Annotated in this window: 20 protein-coding genes and 1 riboswitch; of the genes, 11 read left to right on the top strand and 9 right to left on the bottom strand. The window is 72.3% G+C overall.

Annotation, left to right across the window (positions count from 1 at the left end):
• Nucleotides 1–98: 98 nt before the first annotated feature.
• Nucleotides 99–896 carry a histidinol-phosphatase gene (gene hisN, locus ACFZAU_RS05630; protein WP_499606875.1) on the bottom strand — a complete coding sequence of 266 codons (798 nt, stop codon included), beginning with the start codon at nucleotides 894–896 and terminating at the stop codon, nucleotides 99–101.
• A gap of 170 nt (nucleotides 897–1,066) precedes the next feature.
• Between hisN and ACFZAU_RS05625 the strand changes: the two genes are divergently transcribed.
• Nucleotides 1,067–1,693, top strand: coding sequence for a TetR/AcrR family transcriptional regulator (locus ACFZAU_RS05625; RefSeq protein WP_500551223.1), 627 nt, complete (start codon nucleotides 1,067–1,069; stop codon nucleotides 1,691–1,693).
• Between the two features lie 63 nt (nucleotides 1,694–1,756).
• On the opposite strand, the gene ACFZAU_RS05620 is transcribed toward ACFZAU_RS05625, so the two are convergent.
• From ACFZAU_RS05620 to ACFZAU_RS05605, 4 genes are all read right to left on the bottom strand, one after another.
• Complete coding sequence (locus ACFZAU_RS05620; protein ID WP_499606871.1) at nucleotides 1,757–2,080, bottom strand: DMT family transporter; 324 nt, start codon at nucleotides 2,078–2,080, stop codon at nucleotides 1,757–1,759.
• Nucleotides 2,081–2,145: 65 nt separating this feature from the next.
• Nucleotides 2,146–3,147 (bottom strand): ribosome small subunit-dependent GTPase A, encoded by a 1,002-nt coding sequence (gene rsgA, locus ACFZAU_RS05615; protein WP_500459265.1) that lies wholly within the window; start codon nucleotides 3,145–3,147, stop codon nucleotides 2,146–2,148.
• A gap of 3 nt (nucleotides 3,148–3,150) precedes the next feature.
• Nucleotides 3,151–4,497, bottom strand: coding sequence for a 3-phosphoshikimate 1-carboxyvinyltransferase (gene aroA, locus ACFZAU_RS05610; RefSeq protein ID WP_500551222.1), 1,347 nt, complete (start codon nucleotides 4,495–4,497; stop codon nucleotides 3,151–3,153).
• Between the two features lie 86 nt (nucleotides 4,498–4,583).
• A complete protein-coding gene (locus ACFZAU_RS05605; protein ID WP_499606865.1) occupies nucleotides 4,584–5,279 on the bottom strand; it encodes a M50 family metallopeptidase in 696 nt (231 codons plus the stop codon).
• Between the two features lie 54 nt (nucleotides 5,280–5,333).
• Between ACFZAU_RS05605 and ACFZAU_RS05600 the strand changes: the two genes are divergently transcribed.
• The 9 genes from ACFZAU_RS05600 (at nucleotide 5,334) to ACFZAU_RS05560 (ending at nucleotide 13,421) form a co-directional block, all read left to right on the top strand.
• Complete coding sequence (locus ACFZAU_RS05600) at nucleotides 5,334–6,149, top strand: SOS response-associated peptidase (protein ID WP_500459266.1); 816 nt, start codon at nucleotides 5,334–5,336, stop codon at nucleotides 6,147–6,149.
• Nucleotides 6,150–6,187: 38 nt separating this feature from the next.
• Nucleotides 6,188–6,829, top strand: a complete 642-nt coding sequence (locus ACFZAU_RS05595; RefSeq protein WP_500551591.1) for an alpha/beta hydrolase family protein — start codon at nucleotides 6,188–6,190, stop codon at nucleotides 6,827–6,829.
• Between the two features lie 232 nt (nucleotides 6,830–7,061).
• Nucleotides 7,062–7,721, top strand: coding sequence for a sigma-70 family RNA polymerase sigma factor (locus ACFZAU_RS05590; protein ID WP_499607209.1), 660 nt, complete (start codon nucleotides 7,062–7,064; stop codon nucleotides 7,719–7,721).
• Nucleotides 7,718–8,038, top strand: a complete 321-nt coding sequence (gene rsrA / locus ACFZAU_RS05585; RefSeq protein WP_499606861.1) for a mycothiol system anti-sigma-R factor — start codon at nucleotides 7,718–7,720, stop codon at nucleotides 8,036–8,038. Before ACFZAU_RS05590 ends, rsrA begins: the two co-directional genes overlap by 4 nt.
• Nucleotides 8,039–8,158: 120 nt before the next feature.
• Nucleotides 8,159–9,460, top strand: coding sequence for an HD-GYP domain-containing protein (locus ACFZAU_RS05580; protein WP_500551590.1), 1,302 nt, complete (start codon nucleotides 8,159–8,161; stop codon nucleotides 9,458–9,460).
• Nucleotides 9,457–10,668 carry an HD-GYP domain-containing protein gene (locus ACFZAU_RS05575; protein ID WP_500551221.1) on the top strand — a complete coding sequence of 404 codons (1,212 nt, stop codon included), beginning with the start codon at nucleotides 9,457–9,459 and terminating at the stop codon, nucleotides 10,666–10,668. Before ACFZAU_RS05580 ends, ACFZAU_RS05575 begins: the two co-directional genes overlap by 4 nt.
• A gap of 232 nt (nucleotides 10,669–10,900) precedes the next feature.
• Nucleotides 10,901–11,872 carry a tetratricopeptide repeat protein gene (locus ACFZAU_RS05570; RefSeq protein ID WP_500551220.1) on the top strand — a complete coding sequence of 324 codons (972 nt, stop codon included), beginning with the start codon at nucleotides 10,901–10,903 and terminating at the stop codon, nucleotides 11,870–11,872.
• Nucleotides 11,873–11,945: 73 nt separating this feature from the next.
• The gene (gene def / locus ACFZAU_RS05565) at nucleotides 11,946–12,566 is read left to right on the top strand and encodes a peptide deformylase (protein ID WP_499606855.1); all 621 of its coding nucleotides are present in this window, start codon (nucleotides 11,946–11,948) and stop codon (nucleotides 12,564–12,566) included.
• A 66-nt stretch (nucleotides 12,567–12,632) separates the two neighbouring features.
• Nucleotides 12,633–13,421, top strand: coding sequence for a hypothetical protein (locus ACFZAU_RS05560; RefSeq protein WP_500551219.1), 789 nt, complete (start codon nucleotides 12,633–12,635; stop codon nucleotides 13,419–13,421).
• A 61-nt stretch (nucleotides 13,422–13,482) separates the two neighbouring features.
• Here the strand turns inward: ACFZAU_RS05560 and ACFZAU_RS05555 are convergent, their stop codons facing one another.
• Together ACFZAU_RS05555 and ACFZAU_RS05550 are read right to left on the bottom strand one after the other, a co-directional pair.
• Nucleotides 13,483–14,493 (bottom strand): ribonucleotide-diphosphate reductase subunit beta, encoded by a 1,011-nt coding sequence (locus ACFZAU_RS05555; protein ID WP_499606849.1) that lies wholly within the window; start codon nucleotides 14,491–14,493, stop codon nucleotides 13,483–13,485.
• Entirely contained in the window at nucleotides 14,493–16,862 is a 2,370-nt protein-coding gene (locus tag ACFZAU_RS05550) for a ribonucleoside-diphosphate reductase subunit alpha (protein ID WP_500551218.1), read from the bottom strand. The genes ACFZAU_RS05555 and ACFZAU_RS05550 overlap by 1 nt, the downstream gene beginning before the upstream one ends.
• A 130-nt stretch (nucleotides 16,863–16,992) precedes the next feature.
• Nucleotides 16,993–17,152, bottom strand: a riboswitch (cobalamin riboswitch).
• A gap of 247 nt (nucleotides 17,153–17,399) precedes the next feature.
• Here ACFZAU_RS05550 and ACFZAU_RS05545 point away from each other — a divergent pair.
• On the top strand, nucleotides 17,400–18,374 hold the full coding sequence (locus ACFZAU_RS05545) for a GlxA family transcriptional regulator (RefSeq protein ID WP_500551217.1): 975 nt from the start codon (nucleotides 17,400–17,402) through the stop codon (nucleotides 18,372–18,374).
• Nucleotides 18,375–18,431: 57 nt separating this feature from the next.
• Here the strand turns inward: ACFZAU_RS05545 and mctP are convergent, their stop codons facing one another.
• A complete protein-coding gene (gene mctP, locus ACFZAU_RS05540; RefSeq protein ID WP_500551216.1) occupies nucleotides 18,432–20,063 on the bottom strand; it encodes a monocarboxylate uptake permease MctP in 1,632 nt (543 codons plus the stop codon).
• Entirely contained in the window at nucleotides 20,060–20,317 is a 258-nt protein-coding gene (locus ACFZAU_RS05535; protein WP_500459279.1) for a DUF3311 domain-containing protein, read from the bottom strand. The genes mctP and ACFZAU_RS05535 overlap by 4 nt, the downstream gene beginning before the upstream one ends.
• Between the last annotated feature and the right edge of the window lie 39 nt (nucleotides 20,318–20,356).

Raw genomic sequence — 20,356 nt, 5'->3', positions numbered from 1 at the left:
CACAAATGCACAAGCTCACGCATTCTCATGTTCACATGCGCCGGGGGCCGCAGCAAGGGGCGTGCGGAGGTTGATCGGTAGTGTGAGGGGGCGGGGAATCACGCGCGGTTCAGGTGGGCGAGCATCTCCTCGTGCAGCAGGCCGTTGGACGCCGCCGCGTTGCCGCCGTACGGCCCCGGGGTGCCGTCCAGGCTGGTGAAGCGGCCGCCCGCCTCGCGCACGATCACCTCGTTCGCCGCCATGTCCCACAGGCTCAGCTCGGGCTCGGCGCAGATGTCCACGGAGCCCTCTGCGACCATCATGTACGGCCAGAAGTCACCGTAGGCACGCGTCCGCCAGCAGGACCGGGTCAGGTCGAGGAAGCCGTCCAGCCGGCCCTGCTCCTCCCAGCCGCTCAGCGAGGAGTACGCGAAGGAGGCGTCCTGCAGCCGGCCGACCTGCGACACCCGCAGCCGCGTGGCGGAGGACAGGCTGCGCCCGGTGTACGCCCCGCCGCCCTTCACCGCCCACCAGCGGCGCCCCAGGGCCGGTGCGGACACCATGCCGACCACGCCCTCGTCGCCGCCCTCGCCGCGCACCATCAGCGCGATCAGGGTGGCCCACACCGGCACCCCGCGGACGTAGTTCTTGGTGCCGTCGATCGGGTCGACGATCCAGCGCCGCGGGCCGCTGCCCTCCGTGCCGTACTCCTCGCCGAGCACGGCGTCGCGCGGTCTGGCCCGCCCGAGCTGGCTGCGGATCAGTTCCTCGGCCCGCTTGTCCGCCTCGCTGACCGGCGTCATGTCGGGCTTGGTCTCGACCTTGAGGTCCAGGGACTTGAAGCGCTCCATGGTGGCGGCGTCGGCGGCGTCGGCAAGGATGTGCGCGAGGCGCAGATCGTCGTTGAAGTCCGGCATGGAGCGAACAGTATCGATCGTGGCAGGTCGAGGTCACGCAGGGTACGCGGGCGGGGTTGACACGGACCGACGGCGCGTCAATTCTGAGCCCACAGCCCTCTGAGGCCGCTCGGCGCCGGTTGAGACCGCTCGGGAACGCTTGAGACCGCTTGGGACGCTTGGAGGCGAACGTGCCGACAGCGCGTGATTCACTCCTGGACGCGGCACTGTCCGCACTCGGCGACCGGTCCTGGGCGACGGTCAGGATGGTGGACGTCGCGGCCGTCGCCGGGGTGTCGCGGCAGACCCTCTACAACGAGTTCGGCACCAAGGAAGGGCTCGCGCGGGCCCTGGCACGGCGGGAGGCCGAGGCGTTCCTTGCGGGCGTGGAGCGCGCCCTGGACACCGCCGGGCGGCACGGCGCCGACGCCGGCGACTGCTTCGCCGCGGCGACCGCCTGGACCCTGCACAGCGCCCGCCGCAGCCCGCTGGTGCGCGCGGTGCTCACCGGCTGCCGCGGGGACCGGGTCCCCGCCGCTGCCGTCGTGCCGGTGCCGCTGCCCCGGCTCCCGGGCCGGCGGCCGCGCAAGGACGACACCCCTATCGCGCCCGCCGAGCTGCTCGACGCCTTCCGTGCGCGCGCCGTCACCGCGCTCGGGCGGCGCTTCCCCGCACTCGACCGGGCCGAGGCCGACTGGGCCTGCGGGACCGCGGTCCGTGTCACCGTCTCCTACGTCGTCGCGCCCGCCGGCTCCGACGAGGAGGCGTGCCGGCGGATCGCCCGGCTGGTCCGGGGGCTCCTCCAGCGCGGCTGGTGACGGAGCCGGATCTGTGGCGGAGCCGGATCGATGGGTGGGGCCGGACCAGTGTGTGGAGCCGGATCAGTGGGTGGAGCCGGAGAGTTGGAGCCCGATGACGCCCAGGACGACCAGGCTGATGGAGATCAGCTTCAGGGTCGAGACGACGTCACCGAGGAAGGCCATGCCGTAGATCGCCGTCCCCGAGGCCCCGATGCCCGTCCACACCGCGTAGGCCGCCCCGACGTCCAGCTTCTTCAGGGCCAGCGTGAGCAGGCCGAAGCTGCCGAGCGCGAAGGCGCAGAACGCGATGGTCGGCCACAGGCGGGTGAACCCGTGGGAGAGCTTGAGGGAGACCGCGAAGCCGGTTTCGAGGAGACCGGCGACCACCACGAGGAGCCAGGCCATCGAACGCCCTCCCGTTTCCGTCTGTCGATGAGCGATCATCACACAGCATGCCCGGAAATGGCGTCTCAGTCCCCTTCCTTGCGCTCACGCGTCGCGAGCAGCCGCCGCAGCGAGAACAGACGGGCGGGTTCGGCGTGCCCGTCGGCGACCCAGGCGTCCAGCGCGCAGTCGGGTTCGTCGTGGCTGCAGGCTCGCGGGCAGTCCGCCGTGCCGGGCTCGAGGTCGGGGAAGGCGTGGATGACCCGGGACGGGTCGATGTGGGCCAGGCCGAAGGAACGCACGCCGGGGGTGTCGATGACCCACCCCTCCTCGGCCCGCAGGGGCAGCGCGAGCGCGGAGGTGGTGGTGTGCCGGCCCCGGCCGGTGACCGCGTTGACGTGGCCGGTCGCGCGCTGACGCTCCACCAGCGCGTTGACCAGGGTGGTCTTCCCGACGCCGCTGTGGCCGACGAAGGCGGTGACGCGGTCCTTCAGGTGCTCGCGCACGGCCTCCGTCGCCCCGGCGTCGAAGTTCTCGTGACTGGTCACCACATAGGGGACGCCCAGCGGCGCGTACGTCTCCAGGAGCGGTCCAGCCGGCGCGAGATCGGACTTGGTGAGCACCAGCAGCGGTTCGAGACCGGCGTCGTAGGCCGCCACCAGGCAGCGGTCGATGAGCCGGGGCCGCGGCTCGGGGTCGGCGAGGGCGGTGACGATGGCGAGCCGGTCCGCGTTGGCGACGACCACTCGCTCGAACGGGTCGGTGTCGTCCGCGGTACGGCGCAGCACCGAGCTGCGCTCCTCGACGCGCACGATCCGCGCCAGGGTGTCCTTCTCCCCGGACAGGTCGCCGACGATGCCCACCCGGTCGCCGACCACGATGCCCTTGCGGCCCAGCTCGCGGGCCTTCATCGCGGTGACCGTGCGGTCCTCGACGAGGCAGGTGACGCGGCCGCGGTCGACGGTGAGGACGAAGCCCTCCTCGGCGTCCTCGTGCTTGGGCCGGATGCTGGTGCGGGGCCGGTTCCCCTTGCGGTTCGGGCGGACCCGGACGTCGTCCTCGTCGGTGTGCTTGCCGTAGCGCCGCATCGTTCAGGCCCGCACCGGGGACGCGGGGGCCGCCGGCGCCGCGCCCAGCATGGCCGTCCACATCTCGGGGAAGTCCGGGAGGGTCTTGCCGGTGGTGGCCACGTTCTCGACCAGGACGCCGTCGACGGCCAGGCCCAGGACGGCGCCCGCGGTGGCGAGCCGGTGGTCGTCGTAGGTGTGGAAGACGCCGCCGCGCAGCGGCCGCGGCCGGATGCGCAGTCCGTCCTCGGTCTCGGTGACGTCGCCGCCGAGCTCGTTGATCTCCTTGCTCAGCGCGGCCAGCCGGTCCGTCTCGTGCAGCCGCAGGTGGCCGACGCCGCGCAGCACGGACTCGGAGTCGGCGAGCGCGGCGACCGCCGCGATTCCGGGGGTGAGTTCGCCGACCTCCGACAGGTCGGCGTCGATGCCGTGGATCCGGCCCGAGCCGGTGAGGACCAGGCCCGAGTCCGTCAGCTCGCACGAACCGCCCATCCGGGTGAACAGGTCACGCAGCGCGTCACCGGGCTGGGTGGTGCGGCGCGGCCAGTCGGGGACGACCACGCGGCCGCCGGTGACGAGCGCGGCGGCCAGGAAGGGCTGGGCGTTGGAGAGGTCCGGCTCGACGGTGACGTCGACTCCGAGCAGCGCGCCCGCGTCGACCCGCCACACGTTCGGCTCGCCGCCGTTCTCCGGGGTGTCGACCTTGGCGCCGGCGCGGCGCAGCATCTCCACCGTCATCTTGATGTGCGGCAGCGAGGGCAGCGTCGGACCGGTGTGCCGCACTTCGACGCCCTGGTTGAAGCGCGGGCCGGACAGCAGCAGCGCGCTGACGAACTGGGAGGACGAGGACGCGTCGACCGACACCGGGCCGCCGTCCAGCGCCCCGCCGCCGTGCACGGTCAGCGGCAGCGCGCCGCGGCCCTCGTCGTCGATGCGGGCGCCCAGCGAGCGCAGCGCGTCGATGACCCCGTTCAGCGGGCGTTCGTGGCTGCGCGGGTCCCCGTCGAAGTGCACCGGGCCGTCGGCGAGCGCGGCGACGGGCGGCAGGAACCGCATCACCGTGCCGGCGTTGCCGACGTCGACCGTGGCCGGCCCGTGCAGTCCGGCCGGGATGACCCGCCACGCCTCGCCGCCGTAGGGGTTGACCACCTCGTCGATCTGGACGCCCATGGCGCGCAGCGCGTCGGCCATGAGCACGGTGTCACGGCTGCGCAGCGGACGGCGCAGCCAGCCCGGCTCGGAGGCGAGCGCCGCGAGCACCAGGGCGCGGTTGGTGACCGACTTGGATCCGGGCACGGTGACCGTCGCCTGGACGGGGGCGGACGCGAGAGGCGCGGGCCACAGGGCGGTGTTCGCGGGGTTACCGGTCATGGACCCAAGCGTAGTGGCTCAAGCAGAAGGCGAATCGCTCACAAAGCGGACGAAACCTGAAGGAAACAGTTACCCGCTCGCAAGGGCTACAGACCCACCAGCCAGCGGCCGCCGCCGAACAGCGACAGCAGCGCCACCGCGTAGAACAACAGCATCCACAGTGCCGCAGGGGTGTGCGTCAGCCGGGCCAGCTGGTCCGCGTCCGAGCCGGGGGCCGCGCCGCCGCGCCGCTTGTGCTGGAGTTCCAGCACCGGCCGCACGCCCCCGAACAGCAGGAACCACACCACGAGGTAGGCGAACACCGCCTGGACCGCGGGCTCGGTCAGCCAGGACACCAGCAGGAAGAGGCCACCGGTCAGGAACACCGTCAGCACCCCGTACGCGTTCCTGATCATCACCAGCATCACCAGCAGCAGGGCCGTCGCCCCCCACAGCAGCGCTGTGATGTGCCCGGCCGCGAGCAACAGGGCCCCGCCCAGGCCCAGCAGGGAGGGCGCGGTGTAACCGGCCGCCGCGGTGAGGACCATGCCGAGGCCGTACGGCTTGCCGCGGGAGACGGTCAGGCCCGAGGTGTCCGAGTGCAGCCGGATGCCCTGCAGCTGCCGTCCGGACAGCAGGGCGACCAGGCCGTGACCGCCTTCGTGGGCGATCGTGATCGCGTTGCGGGAGAGCCGCCATATGGCGTGCGGCAGCACCGCGGCCAGGGCGACGGCCGCGGTGACGCCCACCAGCCAGGAGGAGGGCGCGGGCTGGGTGCCGAGGAGGGAGTCGATGAGCTGCACGGTTCCGCACCATACGACGCCCGGCTGTGTCCGCGCCGTGGCAATCTGACACTCATGTGCGGTCGATATGCAGCGAGCCGGAGCCCCGAGGACCTCGTCGGGCTGTTCGACGTGCAGAAATGGGATCCCACCGAGGCACTGGACCCCAATTGGAACGTCGCGCCCACCGACGGCACCTACGCGGTGCTGGAGCGGCCGGACAAGGAGACGGGCGAGGTGGTGCGGCAGCTGCGCGCCCTGCGCTGGGGGCTGGTGCCGAGCTGGGCGAAGACACCCGACACCGGCGTCAAGATGATCAACGCGCGCGCCGAGACCGTGCACGAGAAGGCCTCCTACCGCCGCCCCTTCGCCTCGCGCCGCTGTCTGCTGCCCGCCGACGGCTACTTCGAGTGGGTCACCGGCAAGGACGAGCGGCAGCTGGAGGAGCAGGGGAAGAAGAAGCGGTCCCGCAAGCAGCCGTACTTCGTCACCCCCGTCGACGGCTCGGTCTTCGCGATGGCCGGGCTGTACGAGTTCTGGCGCGACCGCACCCTGCCCGACGAGCACCCGCGCGCCTGGTGGGTCACCTGCACCGTCATCACCACGGAGGCCGAGACCGAGCCCTTCGCCGACGCCGGCGAGCGCCCCGGCGGTCCGCAGTCGCTGGCCGGGATCCATCCGCGCATGCCGCTGTGGATCACCCCCGACCGCTGGGACGAGTGGCTCGATCCCGCGCGCACCGACGTCGAGGAGCTGCGCGGGCTGCTCGCGCCGCCGCGGCCCGGCCTGCTGCGCGCGTACCCGGTGCGCACCGAGGTGAGCAACGTCCGCAACAACGGGCCGGAGCTGGTCGAACCGATAGCGGCGCCCGAGGAGGCGACGCTGTTCTGACCGCCCGCGGTGCCAGACTGGCCGCTGTGAGCGAGATCATGGAGACCGTGCCGACACCGGTCGGGGACGCGCGCGTCACCTGGCACCGGGCCCGTCGCCCCCGTGCCGTCGTGGCGCTGGGCCACGGTGCCGGAGGCGGCGTGGAGGCGCGCGACCTGCGGGCTCTGGCCGAGGCCCTGCCGGCGCGCGGCTGGACGGTCGCGCTGGTGGAGCAGCCCTGGCGGGTGGCCGGCAGGAAGCTGGCGCCCGCGCCGAAGACCCTGGACGCCGCGTGGACGGCGCTGTGGCCCGCGCTGGCCCGGCCCGGCGCGCCGGTCGTCGCGGGCGGCCGCAGCGCGGGGGCCCGGGTGGCCTGCCGTACGGCGGCGGAGTTGGGCGCGGTCGCGGTGCTGGCGCTGTCCTTCCCGCTGCACCCGCCGGGCAGGCCGGAGACGTCCCGCGGGGACGAGCTCCTCGCGCCGGGGACGGCGGGCCTGCCGCTCCTGGTCGTCCAGGGCGGCCGCGACCCCTTCGGCCGCCCCGAGGAGTTCCCCGAGGGGTACGAGCCGGTCGGGGTGCCCTTCGCCGACCACGGGTTCGCGGTGCCGAAGTCCGCGGACCTCACCCAGGAGGCTGCACTGAGCGTCATCACGGACGCGGTGCTCGGCTGGCTGGAGGAACTGCCGCCGCTTCGGGAATGAGCGGTGCGTGGCCCGTGTTGTGCGAGTCGTCCGCACGAAAGAACGTACGCACAGTGAGGAAGGCAGCCGGATGGTCAGAGCCGAGTGCCGCGCACGTGCCGAGGCGCCCTACCTGTCGTGGCCGGAGTGGCCGTCGACGGGTGGGACGAGCAGGAACAGCGCGCCGATCCCGCCCGGGATATCCTCCGATGGCGTGGGGTCCGCTTACGGCCCCGTGACCGTCGTGGAGGAGGTGGGTCCGGTCAGCGGCAACGACGACAGCCCGTCCGAGGTGCCTGAGGTGCAGGTGGTTCCGGAGTCCGACGTGGAGCGCAGCGCGCGCTTCGAGCGGGACGCCCTGGAGTACCTGGACCAGATGTACTCGGCGGCGCTGCGCATGACCCGCAACCCGGCCGATGCCGAGGACCTGGTGCAGGAGACGTACGCGAAGGCGTACGCGTCGTTCCACCAGTTCCGTGAGGGCACGAACCTGAAGGCGTGGCTGTACCGCATCCTCACCAACAGCTTCATCAACTCCTACCGGAAGAAGCAGCGCGAGCCCCAGCGCAGCGGTACGGAGGAGATCGAGGACTGGCAGCTGGCGCGTGCCGAGTCGCACATGTCCACGGGTCTGCGCTCCGCCGAGTCCCAGGCCCTGGACCACCTTCCCGACTCGGACGTGAAGCAGGCGCTGCAGGCGATCCCGGAGGAATTCCGGATCGCGGTGTATCTCGCGGACGTCGAGGGCTTTGCCTACAAGGAGATCGCCGACATCATGGGAACCCCCATCGGTACGGTGATGTCCCGCCTGCACCGGGGGCGGCGGCAGCTGCGTTCGCTGCTGGAGGACTACGCGCGGGAGCGCGGGCTCGTCCCGGCGGGCGCGGGAGACGAGAAGGGCTCGGGCACATGAGCTGCGGCAACCCGCATGAGACGGACTGCTCCGAGGTACTCGAACACCTTTACGAGTACCTGGACAACGAGATGTCCGACGACGCCTGCGCCAAGTTCAAGCAGCACTTCGACGAGTGCCACCCTTGCTTGGAGAAGTACGGCCTCGAGCAGGCCGTCAAGAAGCTGGTCAAGCGCTGCTGCGGCCACGACGACGTGCCCACGGACCTGCGCGCCAAGGTGCTCACGCGGATCGAGCTGATCCGCGCGGGCGACGTGGCGCCGGTGCCGGAGCCGGCCGACGGGGGCAACGCGCCGACCGGCTCGCCGGCCGCCTGACGACCACCGCACCGCCAGGTCACCCGGGATCACCCGAAGGCGGGAATCGCGGCCGCTCGCCCACCGGGCGGCGGCCGCGCCCCTAGCCTCGGTGGGGTGCGTGCGAAGCGGGCGGTCCGGATGCTCCCCGTCGCGGCTCGGGTCTACATCCCGGTCGTCGTGGTGTCGGCGTGCGGCGCCCTCGTCACCGGCCCCCACGAGGGCACTCCCTGGGCGACCGCCGCGGTGCTGGCGGCGCTCTACGCGGCGGGGGAACGCACGGGGGCGTCACTGCCCCCGGTGCTCTTCACGGCCGCGCTCCTGTTACCCCCGGGCGCGGCCGCTCTCGTCGCCGTGCCCGGCGGGCTGCTGGCGCCCGTACGGGGAGAGCCGCGCCCGGTGCGCCGCGTGTGGCACGCCGCGCAGCTCGCCCTGGCGACGGCCGCCGCCGCCCAGGTGCGCACCGCCTTCGGGGACGGCCCCTTCGCGCGGCTGCCGGGATTGCTGGTGCCCGCGCTCGCCGCCGTCCTCGTCTTCTGCCTGTACTCCGCGGCCCTCACCGCCGCCGTGCTGGTCACCGCCGAGCGCACCGCCCCCGTCGCGGCCTGGCGGGAGTCCCTGCTGGAGCCGCTCGCCCCGCACCTCACCTACGGCCTGGTGGGGCTCATGGCCGCGGTGCTCTGGCAGGGCCCGTACGGGGCGGTGGCCGCGGTCCTGGCCCTGCTGCCGACGCACATCGCGCGCTGGGTCGTCGGCCAGGCGCGCCGCGAGCGGGCCGCGCACCAGGCGACGGTGCGGGCGCTGGTGCAGGCCGTGGAGATCAAGGACCGCTACACCCGGGGCCACAGCGAGCGCGTCGGCCGGGCGTCGGCGCTGATCGCCCGTGAGATCGGGCTGCCGCCCGAGCGGGTGGAGGCCCTGCGGCTGGCCGGCATCCTGCACGACATCGGCAAGCTGGGTGTGCCCACCCGGGTGCTGCGCAAGGACAGCCCGCTCACCCCAGAGGAGCGGCGGATCATCGAGCTGCACCCGGGATACGGGCACGAGATGGTGCGCGGCATCGCCTTCCTCGACGACGCCCGCACCGCGATCCTCCACCACCACGAACGCCTCGACGGATCGGGCTATCCGTACGGCCTGGCGGGCGAGGCCATCCCGTCCTCCGCGCGGCTGGTGGCCGTGGCCGACGCCTTCGACGCGATGACCTCCACCCGCGCCTACCAGGCCACTCGCGGCGTCGACGACGCCCTGGGGGAACTGCGCCGCTGCGCGGGCAGCCACTTCGACCCGCTCATGGTGCAGGCCCTGGTCCGCGCCGTCCGCAGGGAGGGCTGGAACCCGGCGGTCACCGCCGACGAGCCGGAGCCCTTCGCCCCGGCGCAGGCCAGACGCCACGCCCGTCGCGAGGCCCCGCCCCACCGCACCCCCGAGCCCCGCCCGTGAGCGCCTCCGGACGCCGTGGCGGCGGCGACCACCGGCGTCATCGCCGGCGCACGCCCTCCGTCGTGTTCGCCGTCCACGGGCTCGCGGTCGCCGTGGGCGGCGCCGCGTCGGTGTGGACGGCGGTGCACGGCGTCGCCGATCCCGCGGCGGCAGCCGCGTTCGGGGCGCTGGTCGTCGTCGGCGAGGCGCTGCGGATCCCGGAGCCCGAGGGCCGGGAGGCCGCCCCCGTCGCCTTCGCCGGCGCCCTCGCCTACGCGCTGCTCGCGGCCGAGGCGGTGGCGGTCGTCGTGGCGGTCTCCGCCGCCGCGGTGGTCGCCGGGCAACTGCGGGGCGCGACCCATGACGCGGCGGCACGCCGGGTGCTGACCGTGGCGTTCGCCGCCGCGACCGCGCAGCCGCTGTACGGCGGCAGCGGCGGCCATCCGGGGTACGCCGTCCTGCTGCTGGCCAGCACGATCCTCTGCGACGCCGTGCTGGCCGCCGTGCTGGGCGCCGCCCGCGCCGGGCATCCCTTCGCCTCCGTCCTGCGCGACGAGTTGGCCGTGCTGCCGGGCGTCGGCTCGGCCGTGTGCGCCGGCGGGGTCGTGCTGGCGCAGGCCGAGCAGGCCGCCGGGCTGTGGGCGCTGCCCGTGTGCGGGGTGCCGCTGCTGCTGACCCAGACGGCCTTCCGGCGGCACGCGGCGATCCGGGCCACCCACCGGGAGACCATCGCCTCGCTGGCCCGCGCCACCGAGGTCGCCGGCTACACCCCGGCCGGGCACGCCCGCCGGGTCAGCGCCCTCAGCCACGCCATGGGACGCGAACTCGGCCTGGGCGGCAAGGCGCTGGCGGCTCTGGAGCACGCCGCGCTGATGCACGACATCGGCCAGCTCTCCCTCGTCGACCCCGTGCCCGGCGGCGCCACCTCATCCCTCGATCAGGTGGAACGCCGCCGCATCGCGCTGCTCGGGGCGGAGGTCGTACGCCGGACGGGTGCCCCCGAGGAAGTCGCGCGGATCGTGGAGGGCCAGGCCGATCCGTACCGGGAGCAGCCGCTCGCCGGACGCATCGTGCGTACGGCCAACGCCTACGAGGACCTGGCCGGAGGCGGTACGGCCGTGGGCCGGGGGCTGCAGGCGCTGGAGCGGTTACGCCTCGATACCGCGCACGAATACGACCCTCGCGTGGTTGAGGCGCTGACCAGGGTCGTTGCCCGGGCAGGGCAGTGAACCCACCGGTAATGAGCGGGCGCACCAAGGGGCATGGTTGGATGCCCGCAGAGGCGCAGAGCGCTCAAGAGGCGCACCATGGCGCCGATGCTGCCAAACCGACGAGCCCGGCCGTGTGTGACAGGCCCTGCCGATGGCAAGGAGGACTGATGAGCACCGCTGAGCACGGGACGTGGGGGAACGGACGGGGCACCGTGGAGCACCAGCGAACGCGAACGGCAGGCGGGACACCTTGAGGATCTTCGGCAGGGCACGGCATCGCCCGTCCGCCACCTGGCGGCAGGCGACCGACCGGGCGTTCACGCTGATCAGCGACGGGCGGTACGAGGACGCCGGTGCGCTGCTCATCCGTGCGGCCGACCTGGAGCCCTGGCGTTCGGAGTCCTGGTACAACCTCGCTCTGCTGCACAAGTTCCGGCACGACTGGGAGCAGGCCCGCACCACCGGCCTGCGGGCCGTCGCCCTGCTGGACCGCGCCCCCGGCGCCCCCGACTGGTGGAACGTCGGCATCGCCGCCACCGCACTCCAGGACTGGCCGCTGGCCCGCCGCGCCTGGCAGGCGTACGGGCTGCGGCCCGACGCCGCCGGGACCGGCCCCGTCGAGATGGCGCTGGGCAGCTCCGCGGTGCGGCTCTCCCCGGAGGGCGAGGCGGAGGTGGTGTGGGGCCGCCGGATCGACCCGGCCCGCATCGAGGTGCTGAGCATCCCGCTGCCGTCCTCCGGCCGCCGCTGGGGCGAGGTCGTGCTGCACGACGGCGTCCCGCACGGCGAGCGGCGCACCGCCGACGGCGCCACCTACCCCGTCTTCGACGAGATCGAGCTGTGGGCGCCCTCGCCCGTGCCGACCTGGCTCGTCCTGCTGGAGGCGGCGACCGAGTCGGACCGCGACGCCCTGGAGCAGCTCGCCGCCGACGCCGGCTACGCCGCCGAGGACTGGTCGTCCTCCGTACGTCTGCTGTGCCGCACCTGCTCCGAGAGCCGGATGCCGACCGACGACGGCTCCGACGCCTCGCGCGACCCGCACGACCAGGGCGAACCCGGCCACCCCGGCCACCTCAGCCACCGCACCCCCGGCGCCCTGTGGGCGCCCGAGCGCGAGTGCGGCATCGCGGCCCCCGTCGGGCTGGTGCGGGGCCTGCTGGACAGCTGGGTCGCCGACAGCCCGGACACCCGTGACTGGCGCGATCTCGAAGAGGTCTGCTGACCCCTCCGCGGGCACGTACCCTTGATGGGCCATTGAGCTTTGGCGAAGGCCCCAGGAAGGCGTACGACGGACCATGTCCCAGCAGGAGACCGAGCAGACCGCATTCACCGACGACGTGACGGACGCGGAGGAGCGCGAGGCCGCCCACCGCGAGCGCGGCACGGCCCGCCCCGTCACGGTCGTCGGCAACCCGGTGCTGCACCACCCGTGCACGACGGTCACGTCCTTCGACGACGAGCTGGCCGCGCTGATCGACGACATGTTCGCCAGCCAGCACGCCGCCGAGGGCGTCGGCCTCGCCGCCAACCAGATCGGCGTGCCCCTGCGGGTCTTCGTGTACGACTGCCCGGACGACGACGGCGTCCGCCACGTCGGCCACGTGGTCAACCCCGTCGTCGACGACCTCCCCGCCGAGCGCCGCGTCCTCGACGACGGCAACGAGGGCTGCCTGTCCGTGCCGGGCGCGTACGCCGAACTGCCGCGCCCCGACTACGCGGTCTGCCGCGGCCAGGACCTGCACGGCAACGACATCGTCGTCGAGGGCACGGGCTTCTTCGCCCGCTGCCTGCAGCACGAGACCGACCACCTCAACGGCTACCTCTACATCGACCGGCTCTCCAAGCGCGACCGCAAGGACGCGCTGAAGCAGATGGCGGAGTCGACCCCGAAGTACGAGACGGTCCCGAACGACTGATCGACGCCTGCCGTTAACCTGTTCGTCCCCCGGTGTGATCGCGCCGGGGACGAACAGGGGAGGGACATGCGACACAGAGCGCTGACGGCCGCCGCGGCGGGCGCTGCGGCGATGGTCGTCCTGACGGCGCCGGCCGCCCACGCGGAGGGGCGGGGGGACATCCGTGTCATCAAGACGGTGGTGGACCACGGCACCAATGTGATCGTCGGGACGAAGAAGGTCATCGAGTTCCCGATCGCCCTGACGATCAGGGACAACTCGGGGGTCAAGCGGATCTCCGACATCTCCGCCTTCAGCAGGGCCCACGCGGACGGTCCGGTCGACTGGACCGGAACCCGCTGCGAGAAGAAGACCGCCACCACGTCGGTGTGCACCGCGACGATGAAGATCCACCCGGACACGATTCGTTCGTACGGCGCGGGCAACCCGGGCTGGAACGCCAACCGGGTCGCGGGCGTCTGGGAGGTCAGCGCCACGGTGAAGGCCAACGACGGCGACTACTGGATCAGCGACGACATCGCCAGGTTCAAGGTGAAGCGCGCCTCGGTGCTCACCACCGACGCCGGGCCCGAGCCGGTCGTCAAGGGGCGCACGCTCACCGTCAAGGGCAAGCTCACGCGGGCGAGCTGGCAGAGCCTGAAGTACTGGGGCTACGCCGGGCAGCCCGTCAAGCTGCAGTTCAAGAAGGCGGGTTCCACGAAGTGGAGCACCGTCAAGACGGCCACCACGAGCAGCACCGGTGGCCTGAGCACCAAGGTGACCGCCACCGCGGCGGGCAGTTGGCGCTGGTTCTTCCCGGGCACGACCACGACGGCCCAGGTGACCTCGGCCGCCGACGCGGTCGCCCTGAAGTGACCGCGGGTGGGGCCCGGCCGGTGCGGCCGGGCCCCACCCCCGCGGTGCGGGGACGCGCGGATCAGAAGTCGTCGTCGAAGGAGACCGTGCCCTCGACCGCCACCTGGTACGCGGAGGCGCGGCGCTCGAAGAAGTTGGTCAGCTCCTGGACGTTCTGCAGCTCCATGAAGGAGAACGGGTTCTCCGAGCCGTAGCGGGCCGGCAGGCCGAGGCGGACCAGGCGCTGGTCGGCGACGCACTGCAGGTACTCGCGCATGGAGTCGGTGTTCATGCCGGGCAGGCCGTCGCCGCACAGGTCGCGGGCGAACTGGAGCTCGGCCTCGACGGCCTCCTCCAGCATCGCGGTGACCTGCTTGACCATCTCCTCGTCGAAGAGGTCGGGCTCCTCCGCGCGGACGGTGTCGACGACGTGGAACGCGAAGTCCATGTGCATCGACTCGTCGCGGAACACCCAGTTGGTGCCGGTGGCGAGCCCGTGCAGCAGGCCGCGTGAGCGGAACCAGTACACGTACGCGAAGGCGCCGTAGAAGAACAGGCCCTCGATGCAGGCCGCGAAGCAGATCAGGTTGAGCAGGAAGCGGCGGCGGTCCGCCTTGCTCTCCAGGCGGTCGATGGACTCCACCGAGTCCATCCAGCGGAAGCAGAACTGCGCCTTCTCGCGGATGGAGGGGATGTTCTCCACGGCCGCGAACGCGGCCGTGCGCTCCTCGGGATCGGGCAGGTAGGTGTCGAGCAGTGTCAGGTAGAACTGGACGTGCACGGCCTCCTCGAAGAGCTGCCGCGACAGGTACAGCCGCGCCTCGGGGGAGTTGATGTGCTTGTAGAGCGTCAGCACGAGGTTGTTGGCCACGATCGAGTCGCCGGTGGCGAAGAAGGCGACCAGCCGGCCGATCATGTGCTGCTCGCCGGCGGACAGCTTGGCGAGGTCGGCGACGTCGGAGTGGAGGTCGACCTCCTCCACGGTCCAGGTGTTCTTGATGGCGTCGCGGTAGCGCTCGTAGAAGTCCGGGTAGCGCATCGGACGCAGGGTCAGTTCGAAGCCCGGGTCGAGCAGGTTCTTGGTGGAGCTCATCACTGGCAGGCCTCGCAGGACTCGGGGTTCTCAAGGGAGCAGGCGATCGCGTCGGCGTCGGGCGTCGTCGCCTGCACGGGGATGGGGGCGGCCGCGCGGGCGGACTGGGCGATGCGCGTGGCCGGGCGGGAGCGCAGGTAGTACGTCGTCTTCAGGCCCTGCTTCCAGGCGTACGCGTACATCGAGCTGAGCTTGCCGATGGTGGGCGAGGCCATGAAGAGGTTGAGCGACTGGCTCTGGTCGAGGTACGGCGTACGGGCCGCGGCCATGTCGATCAGGGCGCGCTGCGGCAGCTCCCAGGCGGTGCGGTACAGCTCGCGGACGTCCGCGGGGATCCAGTTGAAGCCCTCGACGGAGCCGTTGGACTCGCGCAGCGCGTCGCGGGTCTGCGCGTCCCAGACGCCGAGCTTCTTCAGGTCGGCCACCAGGTAGGAGTTGACCTGGAGGAACTCACCGCTGAGCGTCTCGCGCTTGAAGAGGTTGGAGACCTGCGGCTCGATGCACTCGTACACGCCGGCGATCGAGGCGATCGTGGCGGTCGGGGCGATGGCCAGCAGCAGCGAGTTGCGCATGCCGGTGGCGGCGACGCGGGCGCGCAGCGCCTCCCAGCGCTCCGGCCAGTTCTCCGCGGTGTCGTAGTGGTCCGGGTGCAGCACCCCGCGGGCGGCGCGAGTCTGCGACCAGGCCGGGTGCGGGCCGTGGCGCTCGGCCAGGTCGCAGGAGGCCTCGTAGGCGGCGAGCATGATGCGCTCGGCGATCCTGGTGGAGAGCGCCTTGGCCTCGGCGGAGTCGAAGGGCAGCCGCAGCTTGAAGAAGACGTCCTGCAGGCCCATCGCGCCCAGGCCCACCGGGCGCCAGCGCTCGTTGGAGGCGGCGGCCTCGCGGGTCGGGTAGAAGTTGATGTCCACGACGCGGTCGAGGAAGGTCACGGCGGTGCGGACGGTGGCGTCCAGCCGCTCCCAGTCGATCGAGCCGTCCTCACCCACGAACGCACCGAGGTTGACCGAACCGAGGTTGCAGACCGCGGTCTCGCCGTCGTTCGTGACCTCCAGGATCTCCGTGCAGAGGTTGGAGGAGTGGATGACGCGGCCGGGCTCGGCGGTCTGGTTGGCGGTGCGGTTGGAGGCGTCCTTGAAGGTCATCCAGCCGTTGCCGGTCTGCGCGAGGGTGCGCATCATGCGGCCGTACAGCTCCCGCGCCGGGAGGGTTTTGCGGGCCAGGCCCGCGGCCTCGGCCTTGCGGTAGGCGGCGTCGAACTCCTCGCCCCACAGGTCGGCCAGCTCGGGCACGTCGGCGGGGGAGAACAGCGACCAGGTGCCGTCGGTGTCGACGCGGCGCATGAACTCGTCCGGGATCCAGTGCGCCAGGTTCAGGTTGTGGGTGCGGCGCGCCTCCTCACCGGTGTTGTCGCGCAGCTCCAGGAACTCCTCGATGTCCGCGTGCCAGGTCTCCAGGTAGACGCAGGCCGCGCCCTTGCGGCGGCCGCCCTGGTTCACGGCGGCGACGGAGGCGTCGAGGGTGCGCAGGAACGGGACGATGCCGTTGGAGTGCCCGTTGGTGCCGCGGATCAGCGAGCCGCGGGAGCGGATGCGGGAGTAGGACAGGCCGATGCCGCCGGCGTGCTTGGACAGCCGGGCCACCTGGTGGTAGCGGTCGTAGATGGAGTCCAGCTCGTCCAGCGGGGAGTCCAGCAGGTAGCAGGAGGACATCTGCGGGTGCCGGGTGCCGGAGTTGAAGAGCGTGGGGGAGCTGGGCAGGTAGTCCAGCCGGCTCATCAGTCCGTAGAGCGCCGCGACCTCGTCCACCGACCGGCTGGTGCCGTCCTCGGCCAGGCCGCAGGCGACGCGGAGCATGAAGTGCTGCGGGGTCTCGACGACCTGGCGGGAGATCGGGTGGCGCAGCAGGTAGCGGCTGTGCAGGGTGCGCAGGCCGAAGTAGCCGAAACGGTCGTCGGCGCCGTCGGCGAGCGCGGTGTCGACCAGGGCGTCCAGCCGGCCGGCGTGCTCGGCGACGAAGGCGGCGGTGCCGTCGGCGATCAGGCCCTCGCGGTGGCCCACGGCGATGGACGCGGAGAAGGAGACCGCGCCCTCGCCCGCCGCCTCGTCGGCGATGGCGAGGGTGAGCAGACGGGCGGCGAGCCGCGAGTACTGCGGGTCCTCCGCGATCAGTCCGGCGGCGGCCTCGGTGGCCAGCGCCCGCAGTTCCGCCTCGTCCGCGGCGGCGCTGCGGCCGCGCAGCGCGGCGGCGGCGACCCGGCCGGGGTCGGTGTCGGGGAGGTCTGCGGTCAGTTCCGTCAGGGTGCGCAGCAGTTCGGCCCCGGTTGAGGCAGGGTCCGATGCGGTGGCGGGTGCGGCGGGCGCGATGGTCACGTGTGCTCTCTCCCTCGTACGGCGGCGACGCGGAGGAGCGACGGGGCGCACGCGGGGCAGGCCAGGGCATGCCGCGGCGCGTCCGCCGGCCCAACCCGCGAGGCCCGGACACTTCACCGTCCGGACGGCGCGCCGGACGGTGCCGTCGGCAGGTACTCGGACTCGCGGGTATGCCCTGGGGCGCCCGCACACCGTTGCGGGGCAGTCCCGGATTCCCACCGGCTTCCCCTGCGGCGACAGCGGAGTTGAGCATACATCTAGTGGCGCCCGCTGGTGACACCACCAGATGTTGTGTCGGCGTGGTTACAGAGCGACGGGTTCACCGGTGCCAGTCGTGGCCGTCGCGGGAGTCGTGGACGTGTCCGGTCAGGGCCGCGAGGGCCAGGGCCAGGAAGAAGACCAGTGCGGTGACGGTGGCGAGGAAGGTTTCCATGCCCTCGACTCTCCTCCTCGCGCGGTCCCGCCGGGAGTGGCAGGACTGACGTGCTACCGCGAAATCCTGCCACGCCCCGGCGGCCGGTCTGCCATCCTGGAGGCATGCTGCAGAACGTGGCCGTGGTCCTGCTCGACGGAGTCCATCCCTTCGAACTCGGGGTCGTCTGCGAGGTGTTCGGAATCGACCGGTCGGACGACGGTCTGCCGGCCTACGACTTCGCCGTGGCCTCCGCGGAGAGCCCGACGCTGACGACACCCGCCGGGTTCACCGTCGGCACCCGGCACGGACTGGAACGGCTGGAGGAGGCCGACCTGGTCGCGGTGCCGGCCGGCGACTCCTATGTGGACCGGCAGTACCCGCCGGAGCTGCTGGACGCGCTGAACCGTGCCGTCGGACGCGGGGCGCGGGTGCTCAGCGTCTGCTCGGGGGTCTTCGCGCTGGCCGCCGCCGGCCTGCTGGACGGCCGCCGCTGCGCCGTCCACTGGAAGCACGCGGAGGAACTGGCGCGGCGCTACCCCCGGGTGCGGGTCGAGCCCGACGTGCTCTACGTGGACGAGGACCCGGTGATCACCTCGGCCGGCACCGCCGCCGGGATCGACGCCTGCCTGCACCTGGTGCGCAAGGAGCAGGGCAGCGACGTGGCCAACGCCATCGCCCGGCGCATGGTGGTGCCGCCGCACCGGGAGGGCGGCCAGACCCAGTACGTCGACCGCCCGCTGCCGCGCACCCGCTGCGACACCGTGGGCGAGGTCCTGGCGTGGATGGAACGGCACCTGGACCGCGTGGTCACCGTCGACGAACTGGCCGCCCGGGCGCACATGTCGCCGCGCACCTTCGCCCGCCGCTTCCAGCAGGAGACCGGTACGACGCCCTACCGCTGGCTGCTGGGCCAGCGCGTCCTGCTGGCCCGGGAGTTGCTGGAGGGCACCGACGAGACGGTGGACGCCGTCGCCGCGCGCGCCGGGTTCGGCAACGCGGCCACCCTGCGCCACCACTTCGCCCGCTGGGTGGGCACCACCCCCCAGGCGTACCGGCGCACCTTCCGCTGCCCGGTGCCGGCCGCCCGTACCGCATGACGACGGGCCGCCACCCCGTCCCAGGGCGGCGGCCCGTGCTCGTGGCCGGTGCGGCGGTCAGTGACCGGCGCCCACCGGCAGGTCCTTCTGCACGCCCGGGTCGCCGGCGTCGGCCGTGAAGTCGGCCTGGCTGGTCTCGTCGACGCCCTCGGGGGCCTTGAGGGCCCGCAGGACGAAGGTGAGGACGACGGTCACCACGACGTTGAGCACGAAGGCGGTCAGGCCGATGTAGCCGATCTGGCCGATGACCGGGATGGTGTCGGAGGAGCCGCCGAAGTGCTTCTGGGCCGGGCTGGCCACGCCGTACGCCACCCAGGTGCCGTAGACCATGCCGACCGCCCAGCCCGCCAGCAGCGCCCAGCGGTGGAACCAGCGGGTGAACAGGCCGCCGACCAGGGCCGGGAAGGTCTGCAGGATCCAGATGCCGCCCAGCAGCTGGAAGTTGATCGCGACCGTCTTGTCCATGGTGAGGACGAAGACCAGGGCGCCGACCTTGACCAGCAGTGAGACCACCTTGGAGACCTGGGTCTCCTGCGCCGGGGTGGCGTCGGGTTTGAGGAAGTCCTTGTAGATGTTGCGGGTGAAGAGGTTGGCCGCGGCGATCGACATGATCGCCGCCGGCACCAGCGCGCCGATGCCGATCGCGGCGAAGGCCACGCCCGCGAACCAGGACGGGAACATGTTCTCGAACAGCTGCGGGATCGCCAGCTGGCCGTTGTAGCCCTTGACCCCGGCGCCGACACCGCTGGCCAGCGCCATGAAGCCGAGCATCGCCAGCAGGCCGAGCATCAGCGAGTACAGCGGCAGCACGGTGGTGTTGCGGCGGATGACGTCGCGGCTGCGGCTGGAGAGCACGGCCGTGATGGAGTGCGGGTACATGAACAGCGCGAGCGCCGAGCCCAGCGCCAGCGTGCCGTACGCCCACTGGGCGGTGTCGCCCGGGGCCAGGGATCCGCGCGGCTTGCCGGTGGCGGGGTTGACCTGGGAGTAGGCGTCGCCGGCCTTGGCGAAGATGTCGTCGAAGCCGCCCAGCTTGATCGGGATGTAGATGATCGCCACCGCGATGACGATGTAGATCAGCGTGTCCTTGACGAACGCGATCAGCGCCGGCGCCCGCAGGCCGGAGGAGTAGGTGTAGGCCGCCAGCACACCGAAGGCGATCAGCAGCGGCAGGTCCTTGATGAACCAGTTGGACGACTCGCCGCCGCCCACGCCCATCACGTCCAGGACGGCCTGGATCCCGACCAGCTGCAGCGCGATGTACGGCATCGTGGCGAGGATGCCGGTGACCGCGACCGCCAGCGACAGGCCCTTGGAGCCGAAGCGCCCGCGCACGAAGTCGGAGGTGGTGACGTAGCCGTGCTTGTGCGACACCGACCACAGCCGCGGCAGGAAGGTGAAGATCAGCGGGTAGACCAGGATCGTGTACGGGACGGCGAAGAAGCCGGACGCGCCCGCCGCGTAGACCGCCGCCGGCACCGCCACGAAGGTGTAGGCCGTGTACAGGTCACCGCCCAGCAGGAACCAGGTGATCCAGCCGCCGAAGCTGCGGCCGCCCAGGCCCCACTCGTCCAGGTGCAGCGCGTTCTCCGCCCGGCGCCAGCGCGCGGCGAGGAAGCCCAGGACCGTGACGACCAGGAAGAAGAAGATGAAGACGGCGAGTGCGACGCCGTTGACCCCGTCCTTCACTTCGCGACCTCCTTCCGTGCCCGCTCCTCACGACGGACCAGGACGTACGCGGCGTACGTCAGTCCGGAGGACAGGAACACCCACAGCATCTGGTACCAGTAGAAGAAGGGGATGCCGATGAACTCCGGGGTCAGCTTCGCGTACGAGCCGACCCAGAGCATGGCGACGAAGGGGATGACGAGGCAGACACCGGCGATCACACGGGTGGTGGTGACCACCGGTGGCCGGCCGGAGGTTCCGGATGGTTCGGACATTGCTACGGCTCCGTCCTGATCTCTTACTCCTGTGTAATG

The sequence above is a fragment of the Streptomyces sp. NPDC008238 genome, assembly GCF_042956445.1.
Classification (GTDB): Bacteria; Actinomycetota; Actinomycetes; order Streptomycetales; family Streptomycetaceae; genus Actinacidiphila.
This window is presented reverse-complemented; position numbering and strand designations above follow the sequence as displayed.